This window comes from Neorhizobium galegae bv. orientalis str. HAMBI 540, assembly GCF_000731315.1.
GTDB lineage: Bacteria > Pseudomonadota > Alphaproteobacteria > Rhizobiales > Rhizobiaceae > Neorhizobium > Neorhizobium galegae.
Window position 1 is genome coordinate 3,501,914 of record NZ_HG938353.1, and the last position, 19,220, is coordinate 3,521,133.

Here is a 19,220-nt window from a genome sequence, read left to right on the forward strand (position 1 = left end):
AAGGTTTTAAGCCGATGGCAGCGCCGGGATGTGGGTGACATCCCGCATCCCGACGGCCTCGATGAGGACTTCGCAGGGCGGTGCGTGGCTGATGAAATGGATTGGGCTGGCCGTCAGCCCGTAAGCGCCGCTGTTATGCACGGCAATGAGATCACCCTCTTCGATCCGCGGAAGCATCGCCGCGACGGCGAGCCGGTCGATCGAAGTGCAAAGCGGGCCGACGAGATTGACTTTCTCCGGTTCACCCTGCCCGCCGACCTTGTGCATCGTATAGTTCCGATGCATCACCATTCCGAAATGACCGGAAGCCGGCAGGTGGTTGTTCATGCCGCCATCGCAGATACCGATCCGCACGCCGCGTGATTTCTTGACCGAAATGACGCGCGTCAGAAAATATCCGGCCTCACCGACAAGATAACGCCCAAGTTCGAGCACCAGCCGGGTCCCGGCAAATTGCGGCAACGCCTTGAGACCGTCGAGATCCGCCGCAATGCCGGCAACGACGGCAGCCAGGTCGAGCGGCAAATCGCCGTCATGATAGGGAATTCCGAGCCCGGAACCGAACACCAGTTTTTCCGGCAGCGGAATGTAAGCTTCGCAGACCTCCCGGAAAATGCCGATGAAGCTGCGATAGTTCTCGCAGATGGCTTCGGGCTTCAGGCACTGCGTGCCGGAATAGATGTGCAACCCGACGATCTTGAGATTGGGCAGGGCCGCGATCTCAGGCATGTCTCTCGCAACATCTTCCCAGTCGATGCCGAAGGCCGATGGACGGCCGGCCATCTGATCGCCAAACCCCTTGGGAACCGTGGTCGGAGCAATGCGGACGAGGACATGCTGGACACGCCCGAGTTCGCCGGCGATGGAATTGGCAAGTACAGCCTCACGCACCGATTCCAGGATCAGTTCGCCAATGTCGCCTTCGATCGCTTCCCGGATTTCGAACTGCCGTTTTCCCGGACCTGTAAAACTGATGCGCGCGGCTTCCCATCCCGCCGCAAGCGCGGTCCTGAACTCGCCGATGGAAGAGACGTCGAGATACTCCGCCTGTCCCCTCATCAGGGAAAGCAATGCCGGATTGGGATTGCTCTTCGCGGCAAAGCTCAGCGCAAAACGCCCCTCGAAGGCTTGCCTCAGGAGCGCTGCCCGGCTCTCGATTGCCGATGCGAGATAGACATAGGAGGGGGTCCCGAATGATGCCGCCGCACTCAGCAGCCAGACATCGAGCGCCGAAGAGTGGTTCATCAGGCGCTGGCTTCGGCAAAACGGATGATCCGGGACGGCGTATCGAAGTTCTCGAGCGTGACGTCCTCGGCGCGGATGGCAAGGCCCGTCGTCTGCTCGACAAATGCCAGCAGGTTCACCATCGAGACGGAATCGAGAAGCCCCGAGGAGAACAGTTCGCTCTCGCTGTCTGCATGGGCGATATTCAGGGATTCCCGCAGGTAACCAATCAATTTTCCATGGGTAAGGCTCATTGCAAGTTCTCCCTCGTTTCGGTCACTTTGACTGGGACTGCCGGCGGGGGCGCACTGAGGACAATTTCCCCGCCTTGCATGCACTCGCGAGAAAGGCGCACCACATCCGGTCGCGCCAGTTTGCCGCTCGACGTCCGGGGCATTCCTTCTGCCCAGACATGGAACTGGCGCGGCACCATATAGGACGGCATCGCGCGCCGGCAGTAACGCAGCAAGGCTTCCTCGTCGAACTCGCCGATCGGCGTTATCGCCACATGCACGGTTTGCCCCAGTTCCTCGTCGTCAACACCGAAGGCGACTGCTTCCGCCACCACGCCGCTGCGGCAGACGAGATCCTCGATCTCATCCGGACTGACCCGGAAACCGCTGGTCTTGATCATCGCGTCGTTGCGGCCGATGAACCAGAGGTCGCCATCGGCATCGATCCTGACGATATCGCCGCTATAGACGACCGGTTCGTCGCCGATCAAATGCCAGAGCTCCGGACACGGCCTGATCTTCTGCTCCGTTATCTCAGGCTTGCCCCAATATCCAAGGCTCACAAGCGGGCCGCGGTGAACGAGTTCGCCCTGCTCGCCGGGATAGGCGATGCCTTCGCCATGCTTGATGACATAGACCTCGGCGCCGGGGATCGCCTGGCCGATCGCGCCCATCTTGCGGGTAAACTTCTGCGGCGAGAGATAGGTGGAGCGGAAGGCCTCGGTCAGTCCGTACATCAGGTAGATATCCGCATCCGGGAAAACTCGTGGTATCTGCTCCAGGATGTTGAGCGAAATCTTGCCACCGGAATTGGTGATCCGCCTGAGCGCTGGAAATTCCACGGGGTTGTCTTTCAGCAGTCGCACGATCTGGCTCCAGAGCGGCGGCACGGCGGCGACGCCTGTCACCCGATGCCGCTGCATCGCCAGCACGATTTCGGTGGCCATCGGCACCGCCTGATGCACGACTGTACCGCCCATCAGCATCATCGTCGTCAGCTGGTTCAAGCCATAGTCGAAGCTGTAGGGCAGGACGCTCAGCAGCCGGTCGTCCTCCCTGAGGCCCAGATAGCGCGACACGGACCGGGCGCCGGCAACGATGTTGCGATGGGTCAGCATCACGCCCTTCGGCATGCCCGTCGAACCGGATGTGTAGATGATCATTGCAAGTTCTGTATCGAGGCGCGCGATCTCGTCGCCGGAAAAGTCTTCCGGAAGGTGATCCCAGACATCGAATATGGTGTCGGCCGGCAATTTGCCTTTGACCAGGACATTGTCGACCGTGTCGGGTAGCTTACGCGCGCCAAGGGCCTCCGCGACCCTTGCCTCGACGATCAGCAGGCGTGCGCCGCAGTCGTTGGCGACATATTCGAGCTGCTCGACCGTCCATTGCGTGTTGACGTTGACGATCACTCCACCGACCTTGGCGATGGCGAACATGGCGGTGACCTCCGCGATGCTCTTGCGCAGGTGCACGATCACCCGGTCGCCCGGCCGGATATTGCGGCTCTGAAGATAGCCCGCCAGCCGATCCACCTCGGCCGCCACAGCAGCATAGCTCGCTGCGCGATGACCGTCGATGATCGCCGGCTTGCCCGGCCTTGCATCGAGGTTGTCAGCCAGAAGCTGATAGAAGTTGGTGGTCAACGCGTTCATGGCAAACTCCTCCAGCGGTGAGTGGATCAAGGGCCGGCATCAGTCTTGGTGTGCTCGCTCAAAAACGGGCCGAGGCGGGGATAGATCCTGGCCGGTGAGCCGACGACGATCGAATCCGAGGGCACATCGGTGGAGACGGCCGTATTTGCTCCTATCCGCACCCGATCGCCGATCCGGATGTCGCCAAGAATGGTGGAGTTTACGCCGATAAAAACGTCATCGCCGATCTTCGGCGCGCCGGCGCTCATGTTCGTGCCGATCGTGACATTGTGCATGATGCCGCATCGTTTTCCGATCACGACCGCCGGGTGGATCGAGATCGACCCCTCGACGTGGATGATATGAAAACCCTCGCCAAGCGTCACCTCGGCCGGAATCCACACGCGCGTCAGCGTTGAAACGACCATGTTGATTGCGCCGTAGATCTTCTGGAAGAACCGCCTGGCCATGTAGCTTCGGCGGCTGCCCGCCCATCGACCGAAGCGATAGACCAACAGCGCGATAAAGGCGGCATTGAGGACCGTGCCGCCATGACGCTCATAGTCCTTGCGCACCAGTTGGCCGAACGGAACGGGAGGCGCCTGCAGAGATGCCACACTATTGTGGTCCTGCATCGCGACGGATTGAGGGTGGAGAAAACGAAGCCGTGAAGTCATGCGAGCACCATCTCCAATGTACGGTCGATATCACTCCACTCCACGCGAAAGTTTTCGCAGGTTCCCTCGCCGACGACGAAGGCATAGCCTTGTCCCTGACGATCGGTGATGACCTTGAGGGCCGAAACCACTCGATCTGCCGGCTGGATGACGAAGAGAGTCGAATCCGGCGGCATGACCATCAGTCCGTGAACCAGATGGCTGCCTTCGACGCCGGCGACGACCCGCGCTCCGGCACAGGCGTGGATAATGTCGTCAACCGACGAAGCCACCGGGTCGATGATCCGGAATCCGTATTTCGACACGAACTGCTCGGCGATCTCGCTCTCGTTCGACAACAGGCGGCTGTCTCCCCTTTTCCCTCGCAGGATGAAGACGCCGGGATGAACGGAGAAAGGCGGCGCTGATGCCAGAAGCTTTTCACGCACCTGATCGGCGCGTTTCTTCTTGCCCTCATTCTGTCCTTTGTCCCTGAAGAGGATGACCTCGTCGAAATGGACGTCGTCGACATAGATCGCCTTGAGGTCGAGTTTTTGCGTGTATTGCGGCTCGTGATCCCATCTGGTCGGCCGCGTGGTTACCGGCGTCTGGTATTCGTCCGCCAAGGGGTAGGTCAGGCAGTCATCCGAAAGCCAGTTGCCGAACCAGCGGTTGCCGACCCAGCTCTCGAACAATGCACCGCTGGTCGACCGCTTGGGGGGCACGTAGACTGGCAGCCGACGGCTGCGCGGTCTGAGGCTCCTCGATGATTTTTGCCCATAGAGTACGCCGTCGATCAGGTCGATATCCTTGAGCCGGTAACCGACCGTTGCCTCCTGGGTGGTTTCGTAATTTCCCCTGAAACCCTTCAGGACCTCGGCGACGGTACCGAATTGGGCGCCTTTGATACGGTCGAGGTGATGCGGAAGAAACTTCGCCGGGCGGATGAAACGCCGGGTTTGCGGAGCGATCGTCCAGCGGTCGCCTGCAACCGCCTCGATATCCGGAAAAGGCATCCGGACGGCCTTTCTCAAAGAATGCACGATCGGCAGAAAAGATATCAATCAACCATCCCCGCAAGTCTGCAATCGGCGCTTCGAACGCGGAGGCCCCGTGCCTCCAAACTACCGCCCTGAACAGGATAATCGCATAGCGGCCAATGGTTTCGCCGTAATCTTTGGGTTATCGGCCTACTCATTTCGAAGTATCAGATCGCCGTGTTTTTCCTCGTGCTCCAGCAGCGAAGCTATCGCCTGGGCGCTGATGCGGTGATGAAACTTCGCGGCGATCTTGGCCCGCGAAGCCTGCCTCAACCGGCGGGAGAGATCATCGTTCAGCAATACTCTTTCAATGGCGATCGCCATCTCCTCCGGACGCTGCGCTTGTACCAGCATGGCATCCACGCCATGGTCGACGAGCTCGCTATTTCCACCGACATCGGTGACGATCACCGGCATCTCCATCGCCATCGCCTCCATGATGGCGACCGAAATCCCTTCGTTCAGACTGGCGAGTACGAAGATATGTGCGTCCTCCAGCCCTTGTCGCACCCGGGTTTCGGAGACCGCTCCCAGAAGTTCGACACAGCCGGTGAGCTTCTTTTCCGCAATCAGGGCTTCCAATGTCCTGCGATAGCCGCTGCCGCCCTGCTCGTCTTCGCCGGCAATCTGCAGGCGGACGTCGATGTCACGCCTTCGCAGGATTTCGACGGTTTGAAGCAGAAGGTCATGTCCCTTCACCGGATTGAGCCTGCCGCAGGTAAAGATCCGGCACGGTTCCCCAGGTTTCCAAGGGTTGTAGGGACGGCTCCTGCGAATCTGCTCCAGATCCACCCCCATCGGCGCAATCGCGATCCGGGACGGTTTCGAGCCGTTTAGCTTGACATCGATATCGTTGAACAACCGCTTGGAGATTACCGTCGCAAAGGCGGCATTCTTCCATTTCTGCCGCTGGTTGGGACCGTAACCCTCAAGCGTCGGACCATGAAGCGTCAGGCTGTAGGGTATCCCTGACAACAGCGAGGCCATCGCCGCGACGTTCGCCGCGTCGGCGCAGGAATGGACATGAATATGGGACCAGTTTCCGCGACGGGCGAGCCGCACAAGCTTGCCGGCAACCAATAGGATGGCGAGCATGCGCAGTCGACCGACTGGAGATTTGATTTCCGCACCGAAAACGGCGGCAAGACTCCGGCCGACCCGACGCGGACCGGCGCGAACAATTTCCGCCATCGCGACAAGCGCTCCGCCGAAGCCGAGCGGCAGAAGGTAGTCGGTCCCCCTGCGAGCTTCGTCGGCCCAGGCATGTGACGCGATCGCCTTCGGAGGAGGCGCCGTGGAAACGAATTGAGCCTCTATACCGAGCTCGGACAAGGCCTCGTGTTCACGCCACAGGAATATATGGGTCTGACCCGGAAATTCCGGTATGAAGAAACCTATCCTGCGACCCATCATCCCTCCTTGTTCCGATGCTCCCGCGACACGCGACCTTGTCGGCTGCGGCACTCGCATGACGGACCACGCGCGGCCGGTAACCGCAGGCACTAATCGGTTGAATGCAGAAGGATCATGGTCAGGGCCAGGTCGCCATTTCACAAGCTTTCTTGGCGGTGGATGTCCTTATCCTAAAGGGGACGGATTGCTTGGCACTCATCCGTTCGGGTTAGGAACAGGGATCGGACACGTACCTCTTTGTGCCTTGTTTGCAGGTGCCCGACGCGGCCGTAGTATAAACCGTCTTATCCCAGTTGGATGGGAAGGGGTTACCAATCACCGGGGGTCTACAGATGCGTGGGATAACGAGTCTCGCGGGGCTTTTGCTCTGCCTGACATTTGGGGACGTTGCCGCCCAGACAGCCTATCGCCTACAGCCCGGCGATACGTTGCAGGTATGGATTGCCCAGGAGCCTGAGCTCACCCGCGAGGTCGTCATTGCTCCGGACGGATGGCTGTCATTCCCGCTTGCAGGCCATATTCAGAGCGCCGGGCTTTCCCTTTCGGAACTGGAGGCGCAACTTCTCGATCGGCTGAAAACCTATTTCAACGACAAACCCAATCTGACGATCATGCTGCGGCCCAACACCCAGAACCCGCAGCTGATCTACGTTCTTGGCGAGGTCGCCACACCCGGCGCATACCCGTATCGGGCGAACATGACTGTCCTTCACGGCCTCAGCGTTGCCGGCGGCGTTTACCGCACGGCTTTGCTGGCGGCCGATCAGGACCGGTCCGTGATTGTACGTCGCGACGTCGAACACTCCCAAAAACGTCTGCAGGAACTGAAGGCCCGCATCGTCCGCCTCGAGGCGGAACTGCGGGGCGAAAAATCCATCGGCACGACCGAAGCGCTTGCTGCCGATCCGGCCCTTGCCCAGGAACAATCGCTGTTGAACGCCCGCATGGAAGCGCTTTCCATGGAGGAAAAAGCCCAGGCACAAGCGAACCAGCTCACGGAGCGAAACAGTCTCGCGATGCAGGAGCAGGTCGACACCATGACGAAACGGATCGACCTGGCCAAACGCCGCCTCCAGAGCATCTCCGGGCTCGTCGCCAAAGGCGTGACCGAAGGCTCGCAGCAGATGGTCCAGGAAGGCACGATCGCCGAACTCGAGGGACAGATCAGCCGACTGACATCTGAAATTGCAGTCGCCGAGCGCACCAAGATGGCGGAGCTCGCCCGTTATGATAGCGCTCGACAGGCACAGCGGACCCAATTGCTGGTCGAACTCAATGCAGCCCAGCGCGAACAGGAAGAAACCGCAGCGCGGCTGGCCGACAGCACGCGGATCATGACCATTTATGGGGAGAGTGCTGCCTCAAGCCAGCAAAGGGAGCGGCGGCAGCTCGGCTATCATGTCGTGCGGACCACGAACGGCGAAACCCGCGAGTTCGTCGCAACCGAGATGACCCCGATCCTGCCGGGCGACCTGTTGCGGGTCGTCTACACCGATCCGACAAAGACCGGGGATGCGGGGGCTGGTCAGCCGGTTGCTCGAGCCGAACCGCGTTCGTCCGAAGTAACGAGGGCAGCTCGATGACGGGGACTTCGTGATGACCAATGTATCTCGTACGCGAAGCAATGAGGCGACAGCATGATCAACGAGTTAGGACGCAATATTCTCTATTATATCGAAATCGCCCTCGCCAAACCCTTCTACGCCATCGTACCAGGACTGATTGCCATTCTGGTTGGCGCCTATTTCATCTACACGATGCCACGGAGCTATTATTCCGAGGCGCTGCTGCTGATGGAATTTCAGCAGATACCAACGACGCTCGTATCGCCGACCGTATCGAACGATCGCCTGCAATTCATCGAGCAACGGGTATTGTCGCGCAATAACCTGCTGGCACTGGCCGAAAAATACCGTCTCTTTCCAAATATGCCGGATACCTTGGCCAAGAACAATTTTGCTGCCTTGATACGCAACCAGATCACTCTGCTGATATCGGTGACCGAAGGTGCCGACCGCGTCGCAAGCAACGCCTCGGTCAGAATTGGCTTCAAATATGGCGATCCCGTCATTTCCGCGAATGTAGTGTCGGATCTCATCTCGCAAATCATCGAGGAAAACCGGCGCATCCGCATGTCACGCGCTTCGGAGGCGACAAAATTCCTGACGCAGGAGGCCAATAGCGTCACCCAGCGGTTCCGCGAGAGGGAAGGCGTCTGGACCAAATATCTCGAAGAAAACAAGGAATCCCATCCCACGCGAATCCCAACCTTGCTGATTGAGCTTCAGGCAAAGGAAGTGGAACTCGCGGCGCTGGACCGGGCCGCCGTTGCGCTGAACGAAGAGATAGGAATCTACGAAGCCCAGCTGCGCATGGGTGTCGGACAGACGACCGAAAGTACGCGCTTTCATGCACAGCTTGTTGAGCTTGAGCGTGATTTCGCAGTCAAGTCGGTCATTTATTCGGACACGCATCCCCAGATTCGCGCCATGAAGCAGCGTCTCGATGAGATGCGGGCTCAGGTTGCACCGGCACCGCGCGACACATCGGGGAATATGCCGACGCCTGAAGAGATCAAGACGCTTTCGCCCGAGCTCATGCTGATCGCGGAACGTATCGCGATGGCAAAGCCGCGCCAGCAACAGAATATCGCGCAAAGGAGCGCCCTTACGGAACGCATCGCCAGGCTGCGGGAGCTTGTCTCTCACGCTCCCGAAGTTGGGGCACAGATCGCGGCGAATGAAGCCGAGAAGGTGTCGTTGCAGCGAAACATGGACGAGATGCAGACCAAACTCGATGCGGCACGCCTTGGCGAGCGACTGGAGGTAGGCGATGCCGCCCAGCAGATCGAGGTGGTCGAGGAGCCGGAAATTTCCAAAGCCGCTACGGGACCACGGCGGCTCCAACTGGTCGCCGGAGCCTGTGCCGCGGCGGCCATGGCGGCGGCAGCGGGCATCTACGGCGCGCATCTATTTGACCGGACCATTCGCGGCACGTTCGATCTCGGCCACGCTCTGGCCGGAGAAACGCTGGTGGTCATTCCACGATGGAAGCCGAAGCGGCGCATTGCCAGGGCATTCCGGAATTCCGCTTTTACGAACCCAAGTCCGCTTGCGGGAGGGTGACGTCATTCGACTACGGCCGAACCGCCTTTAGTTGAAAATGGTATCGATGGGACAAGGCACGAATTTCATGGAAATCATCAAGAATATTTCATCTCGGGGCAGAATGGCGGAGAGACTGGATGGTACCGGTCTTGCCGAGCTGAATACCAATTACCTCAACGGCTCGGTCATCCACTCCCATGAGGAATGTCCGCCGCTGCCGGGCATCTCTCCAGTCTCCCCCACCTTTCTGTATTCCAATCGCATCATCGCCTTCGACAGCGACAGTCCGATGGCACACTCCTACGACGTCCTGCGAAACCAGTTGCTCAACGCACACAAGGACCGGGACACGCGGGTGATTTCGGTGACCGCCCCGACGATCGGATGCGGCACCACCGTAACCGCCATCAATCTGGCCCTCAGTTTCGCCCGCGTACCCGGCGCTAATGTCTTGCTCGTCGATGCGAACTCCCGGGATCCCGCAATAGGCAATATACTCGGGCTGTCGCCTCGTCCGGTATCGGACGATCCGGTTCACGGTTGGCTGACGACGGTGGATATTCGAAGCGTCCGTTGTCATCTGCTGCGCGCGGCCTGGGGGCCGGGCAAAATTCCGCTGCCGGCAGACCTGGCGCGGATGACGGGGCAGGTCGACTTGGCGCGACAGATGCTGAAACCGACGATCGTTCTATTCGATCTGCCGCCGATGTTGAGTTCGGACGAGGTGATCCCGTTTGTCGAGATGTCGGACACCGCCCTGATCGTACTCGCGATCGGTAAGTCAAAGCTTTCTGAACTGGAGATCTGCCGGAGCTATCTTGGCCCCGAGAAAAGCATGCAGGTGGTCCTGAACAAAACGAAGAGGCACGGCCTTTGATGGATGTCGAACTTAACCGGCAAGACAACGCCCCTTCTCTGAAACTGGTCGTCGTCATCGTCAACTATCGGACCGCCGATCTCGCCATCGATTGTCTTGCATCCTTGAGCGTTCCCGGCACGGTACCGGACGGAACGCGGATCGTAGCCGTCGAGGGGGGATCCGGCGATCGCTCGGCCGATCTCATTGCAGCAGCCATAAAGAAGAACGGCTGGACGAATGCCGTATGCCTTCCGCTGGAGGTGAACGGCGGCTTTGCCTACGGCAACAACCGAGGCATCGAATATGCGATGGCGAACTTCGGTCGACCGGACTATGTTCTGCTCCTCAATCCCGATACCATTGCCCGCCCCGGCAGCGTTACGCGCCTGGTCGAATTCATGGACCGCAAGCCCGACGCCGGCATTGCCGGCAGCCGTCTGGAACATCCGGATGGCAAAGGTCAGGCCTGCGCTTTCCGCTTTCCCTCGATTGCCAATGAATTCGAAAGCGAGGCGAAGCTGGGGCCGGTTACCCGCCTGCTCGGACGCTGGCGTATCGCTCCGGATATGCCGCGGGAGCCAAGCCGGATCGACTGGGTCTCCGGAGCCAGCCTGATGGTCAGGACAGACGTCCTCGACCAGATCGGCACCCTCGATGAAGGATATTTCCTGTATTACGAGGAAGTGGATTTCTGCATTCGGGCAGCGCGCGCCGGATGGTCCTGCTGGCATGTGCCGCAAAGCCGCATCATTCACCTGGTCGGCCAGTCGACGGGCGTGACACGACACGTCAAACCATCCAGGCGACCAGCCTACTGGTTCGAGTCCCGGCGGCGTTACCATCTCAAGCATCATGGAGCCGTCTTCTCGGTCCTCTCGGACCTTGCCTGGCTTTGCGGACACATCGCCTGGCGCATCCGGCTTCTCGCCGAAGGCAAGAGCTCCAGCGGGCCGCCGCATCTGCTGCAGGATTTCATCCGGCACTCGGGGCCGTTTCGCGGGATCTGACCGCTTTCACAAGCAACACCCGGCTCAAATGATGCCCGGTCTGGCCATCAATATTTCCAATGCCGCCGCCGACTTGTTGATGTCGTGCCGTTCAAGCGCCCGCCGCCGCCCCGCCTCGCCCTTGCGGAACAACTCAACATCGCTCGCGAACAACGCCTGCCGCATTGCGCCGGTCAATGCCTCCAGGTCGCCGGCTGGAACGAGCCAGCCATTGTCCGGTTGAACAAGCTCCGGGATGCCGGCGACATAGGTCGAGATCACCGGGCGCTTCAACGCCATGCTTTCCATCAGCACGACGGGAAGGCCTTCCGCGAAGCTTGGCAAAACCAGAGCCTTGGCGCGAAGAATTTCGTTGCGCACATCGTCCTGCGAGATCATGCCCATCAGTACGACCGTGCCGCCGAGTCCGAGCCGTTCGATCTCGCGTCCGATTTCGGCCCGCAACGGGCCATCGCCGACAAGAACGAGTTCGAAATGCGTCCCCTCGGCCCGCAGGTTGGCCGCCGCCTGAAGCAGAAGGAGATGGCCTTTTTGCTCGGAGAGCCGCGCGACGCAGACAAGACGCGGATCGGAGCGGTTTAGCTCCACATCATCGCTCAGATAACGCTGGTCGATGCCGCAATGGACCACTTCGATCTTCCGCCAGTCTCCAAGGTCGGCCCAGCGCAGTAGCTGGCTGCGGCCGTAGGAGCTGACGGCGACCACAAACGACGACGCCCGGATCTTGTCGCCAAGCCCCAGGGTCTCAGGCCGATCGAACTCCTCCGGCCCGTGCACGGTGAAACTGAACTTCATGCCGCCGATCTCATGCGCCAATGTCGCGACCGTCGCGGGGTTGGTGCCAAAATGCACATGCAGGTGATCGATCTTATCCCTGCGGCACCAATCGGCCAGGATCATCGCCTCCCAGAAATAGACCAGGTGGTGCAGGTAACGCCCTCCGGACGTCCTCGCGAACCGGAGCGCAATTCCCAAGGCTTTCAACGAGGGACCGGGGCGGGCAAGCGCTTGGCGAACGACGCTTGCGAAGGCCCTTATCATCGGAGTCCGCAGGATATGGCGGGTGCGGCGGGCTTCCCCGATATCCTCGGGATCCTTCAATGCGCCGCGAAAGGGGCGTATCGCATATCTTTCGACCCGATGCCCCCTCGCCTCAAGCGCCACGATTTCGCGCCGTATGAACGTGTGGCTCGGCGCCGGATATTGGTTGGTGAAATACGCAATCCGCATTCCACAAGCGCCCCTTCATATTTGCCTATCGCCGGCAATTCCCCTTGGATCAGGTATAGCAAAAAGGGTTTCACGGGCTCAGTGCAACAAAGAGCTTAGGAGCGCTGCATCGGCTTCCACCAAAGAGGTAAATTTACACCAGCGAGCCGAAATTATACAGACAGTATAGAGGCTTATCACGTTCCGGGGCCGAGATCGCGACAGATGACCACCGATAAACCAATGGCCGGGGGATACGCGCACATGGACATGGATATCCAAATGCACCGCGGCGGCTATTCCGGGCTCGGAGCTGATGTCTGCGTCGTTGTGATCGGACGTAACGAGGGGCAGCGTCTCATCGACTGCCTCAATTCGCTGAAGAACCATCGCGAGCGTACGATCTACGTGGATTCAGCCTCGTCGGACGGCAGCGTCGAGGCGGCCGCTAAACTCTGCGCAGAGGTCTTGCCGCTCGACATGGCAATTCCATTCACGGCGGCGCGTGCGCGCAATGCAGGTTTTGATGCTGTCATGCAACGCTGGCCCGACACGGCCTTTGTGCAGTTCCTGGATGGGGACTGCGAACTTGACTCCAGGTGGATCGCCACGGCCACAACCTTCCTGGTCATGCGCAAGGATGTCGCGCTGGTCTTCGGAGATCGGCGCGAACGGCATCCCGACCGTACGATCTTCAACGCCATGTGCGACCGCGAATGGGAGGGCCTGCCCGGTGAAGTCCCGGCATGCGGCGGCGATATCCTCATCAGAGCCTCTGCCCTCAAGGATCTTGGCGGTTACTCCAACGAGCTGATCGCGGGAGAGGAACCGGAACTTTGCGTGCGTCTGCGCGAAAGAGGCTGGAAGATCTGGCGCCTTCCCTGCGAAATGACGCGTCACGATGCGGACATAAGCCGCCTGAGCCAATGGTGGCGGAGAAGCGTGCGTTGCGGGCATGCCTATGCGCAAGTGTCCCATCTCCATCGGAAATCTCCGTCCAGGATATGGGCCAGGAATTTCCAACGCGCGGTTTTCTGGGGCGGTTTGGTACCACTGGCGGCGATCGTCGGCACGGTTCTCGATCCTGTAGGCCTCGCGCTACTGCTGGCCTATCCGCTTCAGATCCTGCGCCTGGCGTTCAGAACCGCATCCAAACCAGGTGATAGATGGATCTTCGCCACGTTCGATGTCCTCGGCAAATTCGCGGAAATGCAGGGCATCGCTCAGTTTTATGTGAACCGGCTGATCAATCGCCAACAGCGGATCATCGAATATAAATAGTAGCCATTGCTGAACTCCGGCGCGGCGGTTGTCCGCCGCTACTGGCGCGACCCTAGAACCCGCATCTTTTTGATCTCGACGGAGGTCTGCATGACCGGGTATGGCAGCCCGGTTCCCATGCTTTTCATCCCTGCCTTGGCCATCGGAGAAAACTCCCACTCCATGCCCGCGCCTCGTCTCAGAAGTGCGGCGCAGAGACCAGAGAACGGCCAGTAGATATAGGGAATGATCGAAACGCTGCTGGTGGTCGCGATGGTGAAAAGCATGGCGGCTAGGAGCGCAAGCACGCCCTCATAGCTGACGATATCCGATTTGCTCGTCCAGAACAGAGCACCGAGTTTGACGGCGAGCACTCCGAAGAACACCGCAAACAACAGCAGGCCGATCAATCCATAATGGAGTGAAATCTGCAGGTAGGTGTTCACCACGTCCACGATGCCCTGCCCCTGGATCATCGTTTGCATCTCCGGCTCGCGCACGAACGTGTCCGATCCGAAAAGCGGATAGCGCTCGATGACGATAATCGAGTTTTCGAAAAGCCTGGAGCGATAGGTCTCGCTGCCCTTGTCGGCGGAACCGACAAATGGAAGCAGATTGGTAAACCGGTCGATGAATGGCGGATGTAGAAATATCAGGGTGGCGATACCCGGGATCATTCCGACCAGCAGCTTGAGCGAGACCCGCAGATTGGTCAGCAGCAGCACCATTGCGCAGAGCGCGAAACCAAGCCAGGGCCCGCGCGAGACGCTGGACAGAAGCCCGATCATCAGCACGCCGAGCGCCGCATATCGCCAGAGGCCCAACGACTTTGGCGTCCGCAACGCCAGCAGGCAGCCACCCGCCGTCATGCATAAGAATCCGAACGCGATGGACTCCACCGACGTCGTAGCGGCACGCAGAAAACCGTCGCGGAAAAGATAGACTGTGATCAACACCACGTCCCATTGCAGCACAACCACGTAATAGATCCGCCAGTTTCTCCAGATTTCGAAAAATCCGATCGCGGCAAGCGGCAGCGCCGCGACGACGAATGCGAGCAATACCTGGTTTATTTCCAGCGCCGAGCGCAGCGATCGGCTGAAGACGAAGTAGGGAAGCAGGATGTCGAGAAAATAGCCCGGTACGACGCGCAGAATAGAATTCAGATCCCCCAGACGCAGGGCGAGCAGGGATATATAGACGAAGAAGGCGATGACCAGGACGTCCGGGCCGCGAAGCTCCCGATTGTCGTGCTCTCTCCAGAGCCTGATCGCGATCGGCAACAGGATGACGACCGCCAGCAGGCGCGGCGGATCGAGATCGATGATCCTGTTGAAAACGCCCGGAATGCCCACCCCGATCGGAACGCAGGGCGCCACGAACATCAGGATCACGTAGAGCAGGACGGGCTGCTTGGAATTTCGATGGATATATAGGCTCATGATCGCAAGCGCGGCAGCGAAATCGAAGAAACTTCGCGACAGGAAAGTAGCGCAGGTCGCGATGACCCAGCAATTGCGCCAAAGCTTGAACTCAGCTTCGCCGATGAGGGGCACGGCAACCTTGCCGGCGATATAAAGCGCGGGAGCGCTGATGATCAGAACGTAGAGGAGAGCGCGGAGATATTCAGGCATTTAAGTTCTCGCGCCTGAAAACGCGCCCGTGCGAAGACGTCTCGCGCTGCGACTTTTCCCCATATGGCTGCCCCTTGCCAATGCGCAACCCCGGCTGCGCGCCTCGACTTAGGCTACACGCCCGGCTCGCCTTCCCACACATATCCAAAAGAGCTAACGCCTACTTCGATCGTAGCCCCCGTACCGCCATTTGCCTTGCTTGCCTGCGCTCCTGCTATGCCGTTCGATTCAAGACGGCCGCGCCACAGCTCCTGCCCATCGAAACCGACGACCCAACGCCAGCATCAGGAAAGGATCCGCCGTGAACCGCCGAACGTTTCTCCAAATGCTGTCGAATGTCGCGATCGCACCAGTCCTGAACGGCATCCCCTCCGGCGCCAACGCCACCGACGAGATCTTTCCCGAGCAGGTGGGACTGAACATCACCGGAATGAGCTATTGGGCAACCGAGCAGGCTTTTTCCAATCTCGCCTACAATGCTTCGCCCTGGCGGGTGCAGGTCAAGGACGCCCCCTTCACATGGGATACGCCGCTGCCGCCGATGACCAAGGACGGGTATCCGACGCGAGTTCCGGCCGGATCGTTCGTCGAGAGCTTCCTGATCTTCACCGCGCATCGAAAAAACCTGCCGGTCCAGCTTTCGGTTCACTACGACGGCAAGGGGAAGCTTGGCTACATAGCCGGTGCCGAACTGGAGTCTCGGTCGCCAGGGCGCGACGATGTGCGCAATCTTCGAAAGGATGCCCCCTTCACCTCGATGGTGATGGAAACCGATTCCACCGATCCGATCCGCAATATCCGTGTGTATGAGCGCGGCCCAATACCGAAGGAGACGTTCAGGGCGCCATTTCTGGACCGGCTGAGCGGCATGTCGACGTTGCGCTTCATGGACTGGATGGGAACCAACAATTCCAAGGTCCAGAGCTGGAGCGACAGGCCAAGGCCCGGCCAGTTCGGTAAATCCGAACTCGGCGTCCCGCTCGAACACATGATCGAGCTCTGCAATCTGGTAAAATCCGATCCGTGGTTCAACATACCGCATCTTGCGGACGACGATTATGTTCGTCGTTTCGCGGAACAGGTCAGGAAAGACCTGGACCCGGCTCTCAAGGTCCACGTGGAATATTCCAATGAAGTCTGGAATACCAGTTTCGATCAGGCGGACCATGCCCGCAGCCGCGGCCTTGCGCTCGGCTTTTCGACCAATGACTACGAAGCGCAGCTGCGCTATTACGCACAGCGGACAAACGAAATACTGGCAATCTGGGAAGACGTTTTCGGTGCCACCAGACCGAGGATCGTCGGCGTCTATTCGGCACAATCCGTAAACGGCTGGACCAGCGAGACGATCCTGTCGTGGAAAGGCGTCAAGGCGCATGCGGATGTGCTTGCGATAGCCCCCTATTTCGGTGGCGGCTTTGGCGCGCCGGACCGACAGGAAGAGGTTTCGAGATGGTCGCTTAACCGCCTCTTCTCAGCACTCGAGAATGAAGTCGAGACCGACAACAAGAAAACCATTCAGGAGCAGGCAGCGATCGCCAAACGATACGGCGTTAAGCTCTATGCCTATGAAGGGGGCCAGCATCTGGTTGGCAGCAGCGGAGCGGAAAACAACGAAAGACTGACAAATCTATTCGTCGCAGCCAATCGCGACCGCCGAATGGGCGAACTCTACCTTCGCCATCTCAAGAACTGGCGGATGTCGGGCGGAGACCTCTATGCCGTGTTTTCGTCGATGAGCGAACCCAACAAATGGGGCAGCTGGGGATTGCTGGAGGAAGAGGGCGGCAGCCACCCGAAATGGCAAGCTATCCAGCAGGTTCTTAAGCGCAAACCTGCCCTGTAGGCCGTCTCGCCCGCTTTCTGCTCGGCAGTTGGAACCCGCGATATCACCCGAAGGCGGAACCGCGAAAGGTATGGACATACGTCCTTGCCATCGACGCCGGTTGGCGACTGATGCGCTCCATCCCGAAAAGCAATGGGCCTGAAATCCGATGTCCTCGAGGAGCGGATGGCGATGAAGGTATTCATCAAACAACTGACCGGCTGCCTGAGTATGGCAACCGGTCAGTCTACCACGCCGAAACCCGAGGCGTTCTGCTCAAGTCCGCACTACAAGGTACCACAATCTTAGATCGGCGATATTGCAAACGGGCCACACTCCAAGTGTAACTTTCCGATGCCTAATTTAGCTCAATAAATTTTGAGTGAATGGCGATCTACCTCATGTACATCGCCTCAAATCCTATGTGAAAAAAGGGGAATCAACCGGTGGTTATTAAATAAAATACTTAATACAACTATTAATAGAACCTAATCCTTTTGATTGAGTTGATATGCTGCGTGGATAAGGGAATAATACTTTCGCCAAACAGACTGCTGAAGGCTCGAACGGGAAAAACGGTCGGGCCTTCTCCTTTTGGTGAACCTGACATTTCTCATGGCTCGTGGTGTTATTGTGTGCGAGGCGTCCTGTCGGCCTCGATGACTTCCCGTTTTTGTGGACGCCCTCGCTGTTTGATCGGCGAGGGCTTCTTTTTTGGCAGCAGCGACTGCGCCCTAGCGGGTGCTGGCTTCGCCACGGGCAGGTCACACCTGTCAACGCTCGGTGAATGCTCTCGACATGCTGTCGACAACCGGCTTGATCAGATAGCTGAAAAAAGTCCTGACTGCGGTTTGAATCATGATTTCCGCAGGCATACCGGGTTGCGGGGTAAATCCCTTGATGCGGGCGATCTCCTCGGACGAAATGTTGATGCGCGCGACATAGACGTCGTGGTTTGAGAGCCCCGCCTTGCTATCCTCCATTGCGTCCGCAGAGACATAAAACACTTCGCCCCTCAGGACCGGGGTAGTGCGCTGATTCAAGGCGATAAGGCGGATCGTTGCCTTTTGTCCGACCTTGACGCTGTCGATCTCGTTGCGCGGCACCTTTGCCTCGATGATCAACGGCACGCCGGCAGGCAGGATCTCCATGATCCCCTTGCCGCTTTCAATGACGCCACCCGTCGTATGGTAGTAAGTCCGCACGACAGTGCCGGAGACCGGCGCGAGGATCGTCGCCCGGCGCAGCACGTCGTCGGCTTCGCGTGATTGTTCACGCGAAGCATCACGTTCGCCTTGGATCGATTGCAAGCGGTCGAGTGCTTCCTCCCGATACGTTTCCTCAGCGCGAGTGATCTCCTGCTGCCCCTTCAGGAGCTCGGCTCCGGTTTCCGAAACTTCTGCCTCCAGCCTGCCGATCTGCCCCTCCGCATCGGCGATCGCCCGCTCAAGCGCTCTGACCTCGGTTGCGCGCAGCAATCCTTTGGTCAGCAGGACCCGCTTGGTATCATATTCGTCCTTGAGCAACATGAGCTGCCGCGACATGGCATCGCGATGGCGGGAGTAACCTTCGCTCCGGAACTCCAATGCCTTCATATTCTGCCTCAGCAGAGAAAGCTCGGTCGCCAGCTTCATGCGCTGGGCCTTGAAATTGAGCTGTTGCGTGAGGATGATCGCAGAAACATCCGGGTCATCCCGGAAATCGTTCAGGTATGGCGAAATCATCATGGAGTCGGCGGCCTCGGATTGAGCGGTAAGCCGGGCGGCCGTTGCTTCCAACCTGACGCGTCTGAGGAAGAATTCCCGTTTCTTGGCCTGCGACGCGGTCTCGTCCAGCCTGATCACCGGCTGGTTTTCGACAACCTGGTCGCCTTCGTTGACCAGCAGTTCCCTGATGATGCCGCCTTCGAAATGCTGAACGATCTTGTTGCGGCCGGTTGCGACGAAACTGCCCTGGGCGATGACGGCAGCCGCAAGCGGGGCGGTCGCAGCCCAGGTACCGAAACCGCCAAAGGCTATGGCCGTCAGCGCGAGACCGGCGACCGTCTGTTTCCAGACCGACCGAGGAACCTCCGAGTACCATTCGAGATCGTGTATCTTCGCAACAGCAGACATGCACC

Annotated in this window: 15 protein-coding genes; 6 read left to right on the plus strand and 9 right to left on the minus strand. The window is 59.2% G+C overall.

Going from position 1 to position 19,220, the window contains the following annotated elements; all coding sequences use genetic code 11:
- Window positions 1–6: 6 nt before the first annotated feature.
- The 6 genes from RG540_RS17110 to epsE form a co-directional block, all read right to left on the minus strand.
- Entirely contained in the window at window positions 7–1,245 is a 1,239-nt protein-coding gene (locus RG540_RS17110) for a type III PLP-dependent enzyme domain-containing protein (protein ID WP_038590375.1), read from the minus strand.
- Window positions 1,245–1,478, minus strand: coding sequence for a phosphopantetheine-binding protein (locus RG540_RS17115; protein WP_038546019.1), 234 nt, complete (start codon window positions 1,476–1,478; stop codon window positions 1,245–1,247). The genes RG540_RS17110 and RG540_RS17115 overlap by 1 nt, the downstream gene beginning before the upstream one ends.
- Window positions 1,475–3,112, minus strand: a complete 1,638-nt coding sequence (locus RG540_RS17120; protein ID WP_051909499.1) for an AMP-binding protein — start codon at window positions 3,110–3,112, stop codon at window positions 1,475–1,477. The genes RG540_RS17115 and RG540_RS17120 overlap by 4 nt, the downstream gene beginning before the upstream one ends.
- 26 nt (window positions 3,113–3,138) lie before the next feature.
- Window positions 3,139–3,708 carry a serine O-acetyltransferase gene (locus tag RG540_RS17125; RefSeq protein WP_244446580.1) on the minus strand — a complete coding sequence of 190 codons (570 nt, stop codon included), beginning with the start codon at window positions 3,706–3,708 and terminating at the stop codon, window positions 3,139–3,141.
- A 56-nt stretch (window positions 3,709–3,764) separates the two neighbouring features.
- Window positions 3,765–4,763 carry a glycosyltransferase 61 family protein gene (locus RG540_RS17130; RefSeq protein ID WP_051909500.1) on the minus strand — a complete coding sequence of 333 codons (999 nt, stop codon included), beginning with the start codon at window positions 4,761–4,763 and terminating at the stop codon, window positions 3,765–3,767.
- Between the two features lie 174 nt (window positions 4,764–4,937).
- Window positions 4,938–6,197 carry an exopolysaccharide biosynthesis GT4 family glycosyltransferase EpsE gene (gene epsE, locus RG540_RS17135; protein WP_080725035.1) on the minus strand — a complete coding sequence of 420 codons (1,260 nt, stop codon included), beginning with the start codon at window positions 6,195–6,197 and terminating at the stop codon, window positions 4,938–4,940.
- Between the two features lie 335 nt (window positions 6,198–6,532).
- On the opposite strand from epsE, the gene RG540_RS17140 reads away from it, so the two are divergent.
- The 4 genes from RG540_RS17140 (at window position 6,533) to RG540_RS17155 (ending at window position 11,173) form a co-directional block, all read left to right on the plus strand.
- A complete protein-coding gene (locus RG540_RS17140) occupies window positions 6,533–7,783 on the plus strand; it encodes a polysaccharide biosynthesis/export family protein (RefSeq protein ID WP_080724973.1) in 1,251 nt (416 codons plus the stop codon).
- Window positions 7,784–7,837: 54 nt separating this feature from the next.
- Window positions 7,838–9,325 (plus strand): GumC family protein, encoded by a 1,488-nt coding sequence (locus tag RG540_RS17145; RefSeq protein WP_038590384.1) that lies wholly within the window; start codon window positions 7,838–7,840, stop codon window positions 9,323–9,325.
- 67 nt (window positions 9,326–9,392) lie between these two features.
- Complete coding sequence (locus RG540_RS17150) at window positions 9,393–10,184, plus strand: P-loop NTPase family protein (protein WP_155414651.1); 792 nt, start codon at window positions 9,393–9,395, stop codon at window positions 10,182–10,184.
- A complete protein-coding gene (locus tag RG540_RS17155) occupies window positions 10,184–11,173 on the plus strand; it encodes a glycosyltransferase family 2 protein (RefSeq protein ID WP_046599934.1) in 990 nt (329 codons plus the stop codon). Before RG540_RS17150 ends, RG540_RS17155 begins: the two co-directional genes overlap by 1 nt.
- Before the next feature lie 24 nt (window positions 11,174–11,197).
- On the opposite strand, the gene RG540_RS17160 is transcribed toward RG540_RS17155, so the two are convergent.
- Window positions 11,198–12,403 (minus strand): glycosyltransferase, encoded by a 1,206-nt coding sequence (locus tag RG540_RS17160; protein ID WP_038590390.1) that lies wholly within the window; start codon window positions 12,401–12,403, stop codon window positions 11,198–11,200.
- Window positions 12,404–12,646: 243 nt separating this feature from the next.
- On the opposite strand from RG540_RS17160, the gene RG540_RS17165 reads away from it, so the two are divergent.
- Window positions 12,647–13,663, plus strand: coding sequence for a glycosyltransferase (locus RG540_RS17165; protein WP_322789612.1), 1,017 nt, complete (start codon window positions 12,647–12,649; stop codon window positions 13,661–13,663).
- Window positions 13,664–13,701: 38 nt separating this feature from the next.
- On the opposite strand, the gene RG540_RS17170 is transcribed toward RG540_RS17165, so the two are convergent.
- Entirely contained in the window at window positions 13,702–15,276 is a 1,575-nt protein-coding gene (locus RG540_RS17170; RefSeq protein ID WP_038590392.1) for an O-antigen ligase family protein, read from the minus strand.
- 301 nt (window positions 15,277–15,577) lie between these two features.
- Here RG540_RS17170 and RG540_RS17175 point away from each other — a divergent pair, with 301 nt between their 5' ends.
- Window positions 15,578–17,122, plus strand: a complete 1,545-nt coding sequence (locus RG540_RS17175; RefSeq protein ID WP_244446581.1) for a hypothetical protein — start codon at window positions 15,578–15,580, stop codon at window positions 17,120–17,122.
- A 752-nt stretch (window positions 17,123–17,874) separates the two neighbouring features.
- On the opposite strand, the gene RG540_RS17180 is transcribed toward RG540_RS17175, so the two are convergent.
- Window positions 17,875–19,215, minus strand: a complete 1,341-nt coding sequence (locus tag RG540_RS17180; RefSeq protein WP_038590395.1) for an HlyD family type I secretion periplasmic adaptor subunit — start codon at window positions 19,213–19,215, stop codon at window positions 17,875–17,877.
- Between the last annotated feature and the right edge of the window lie 5 nt (window positions 19,216–19,220).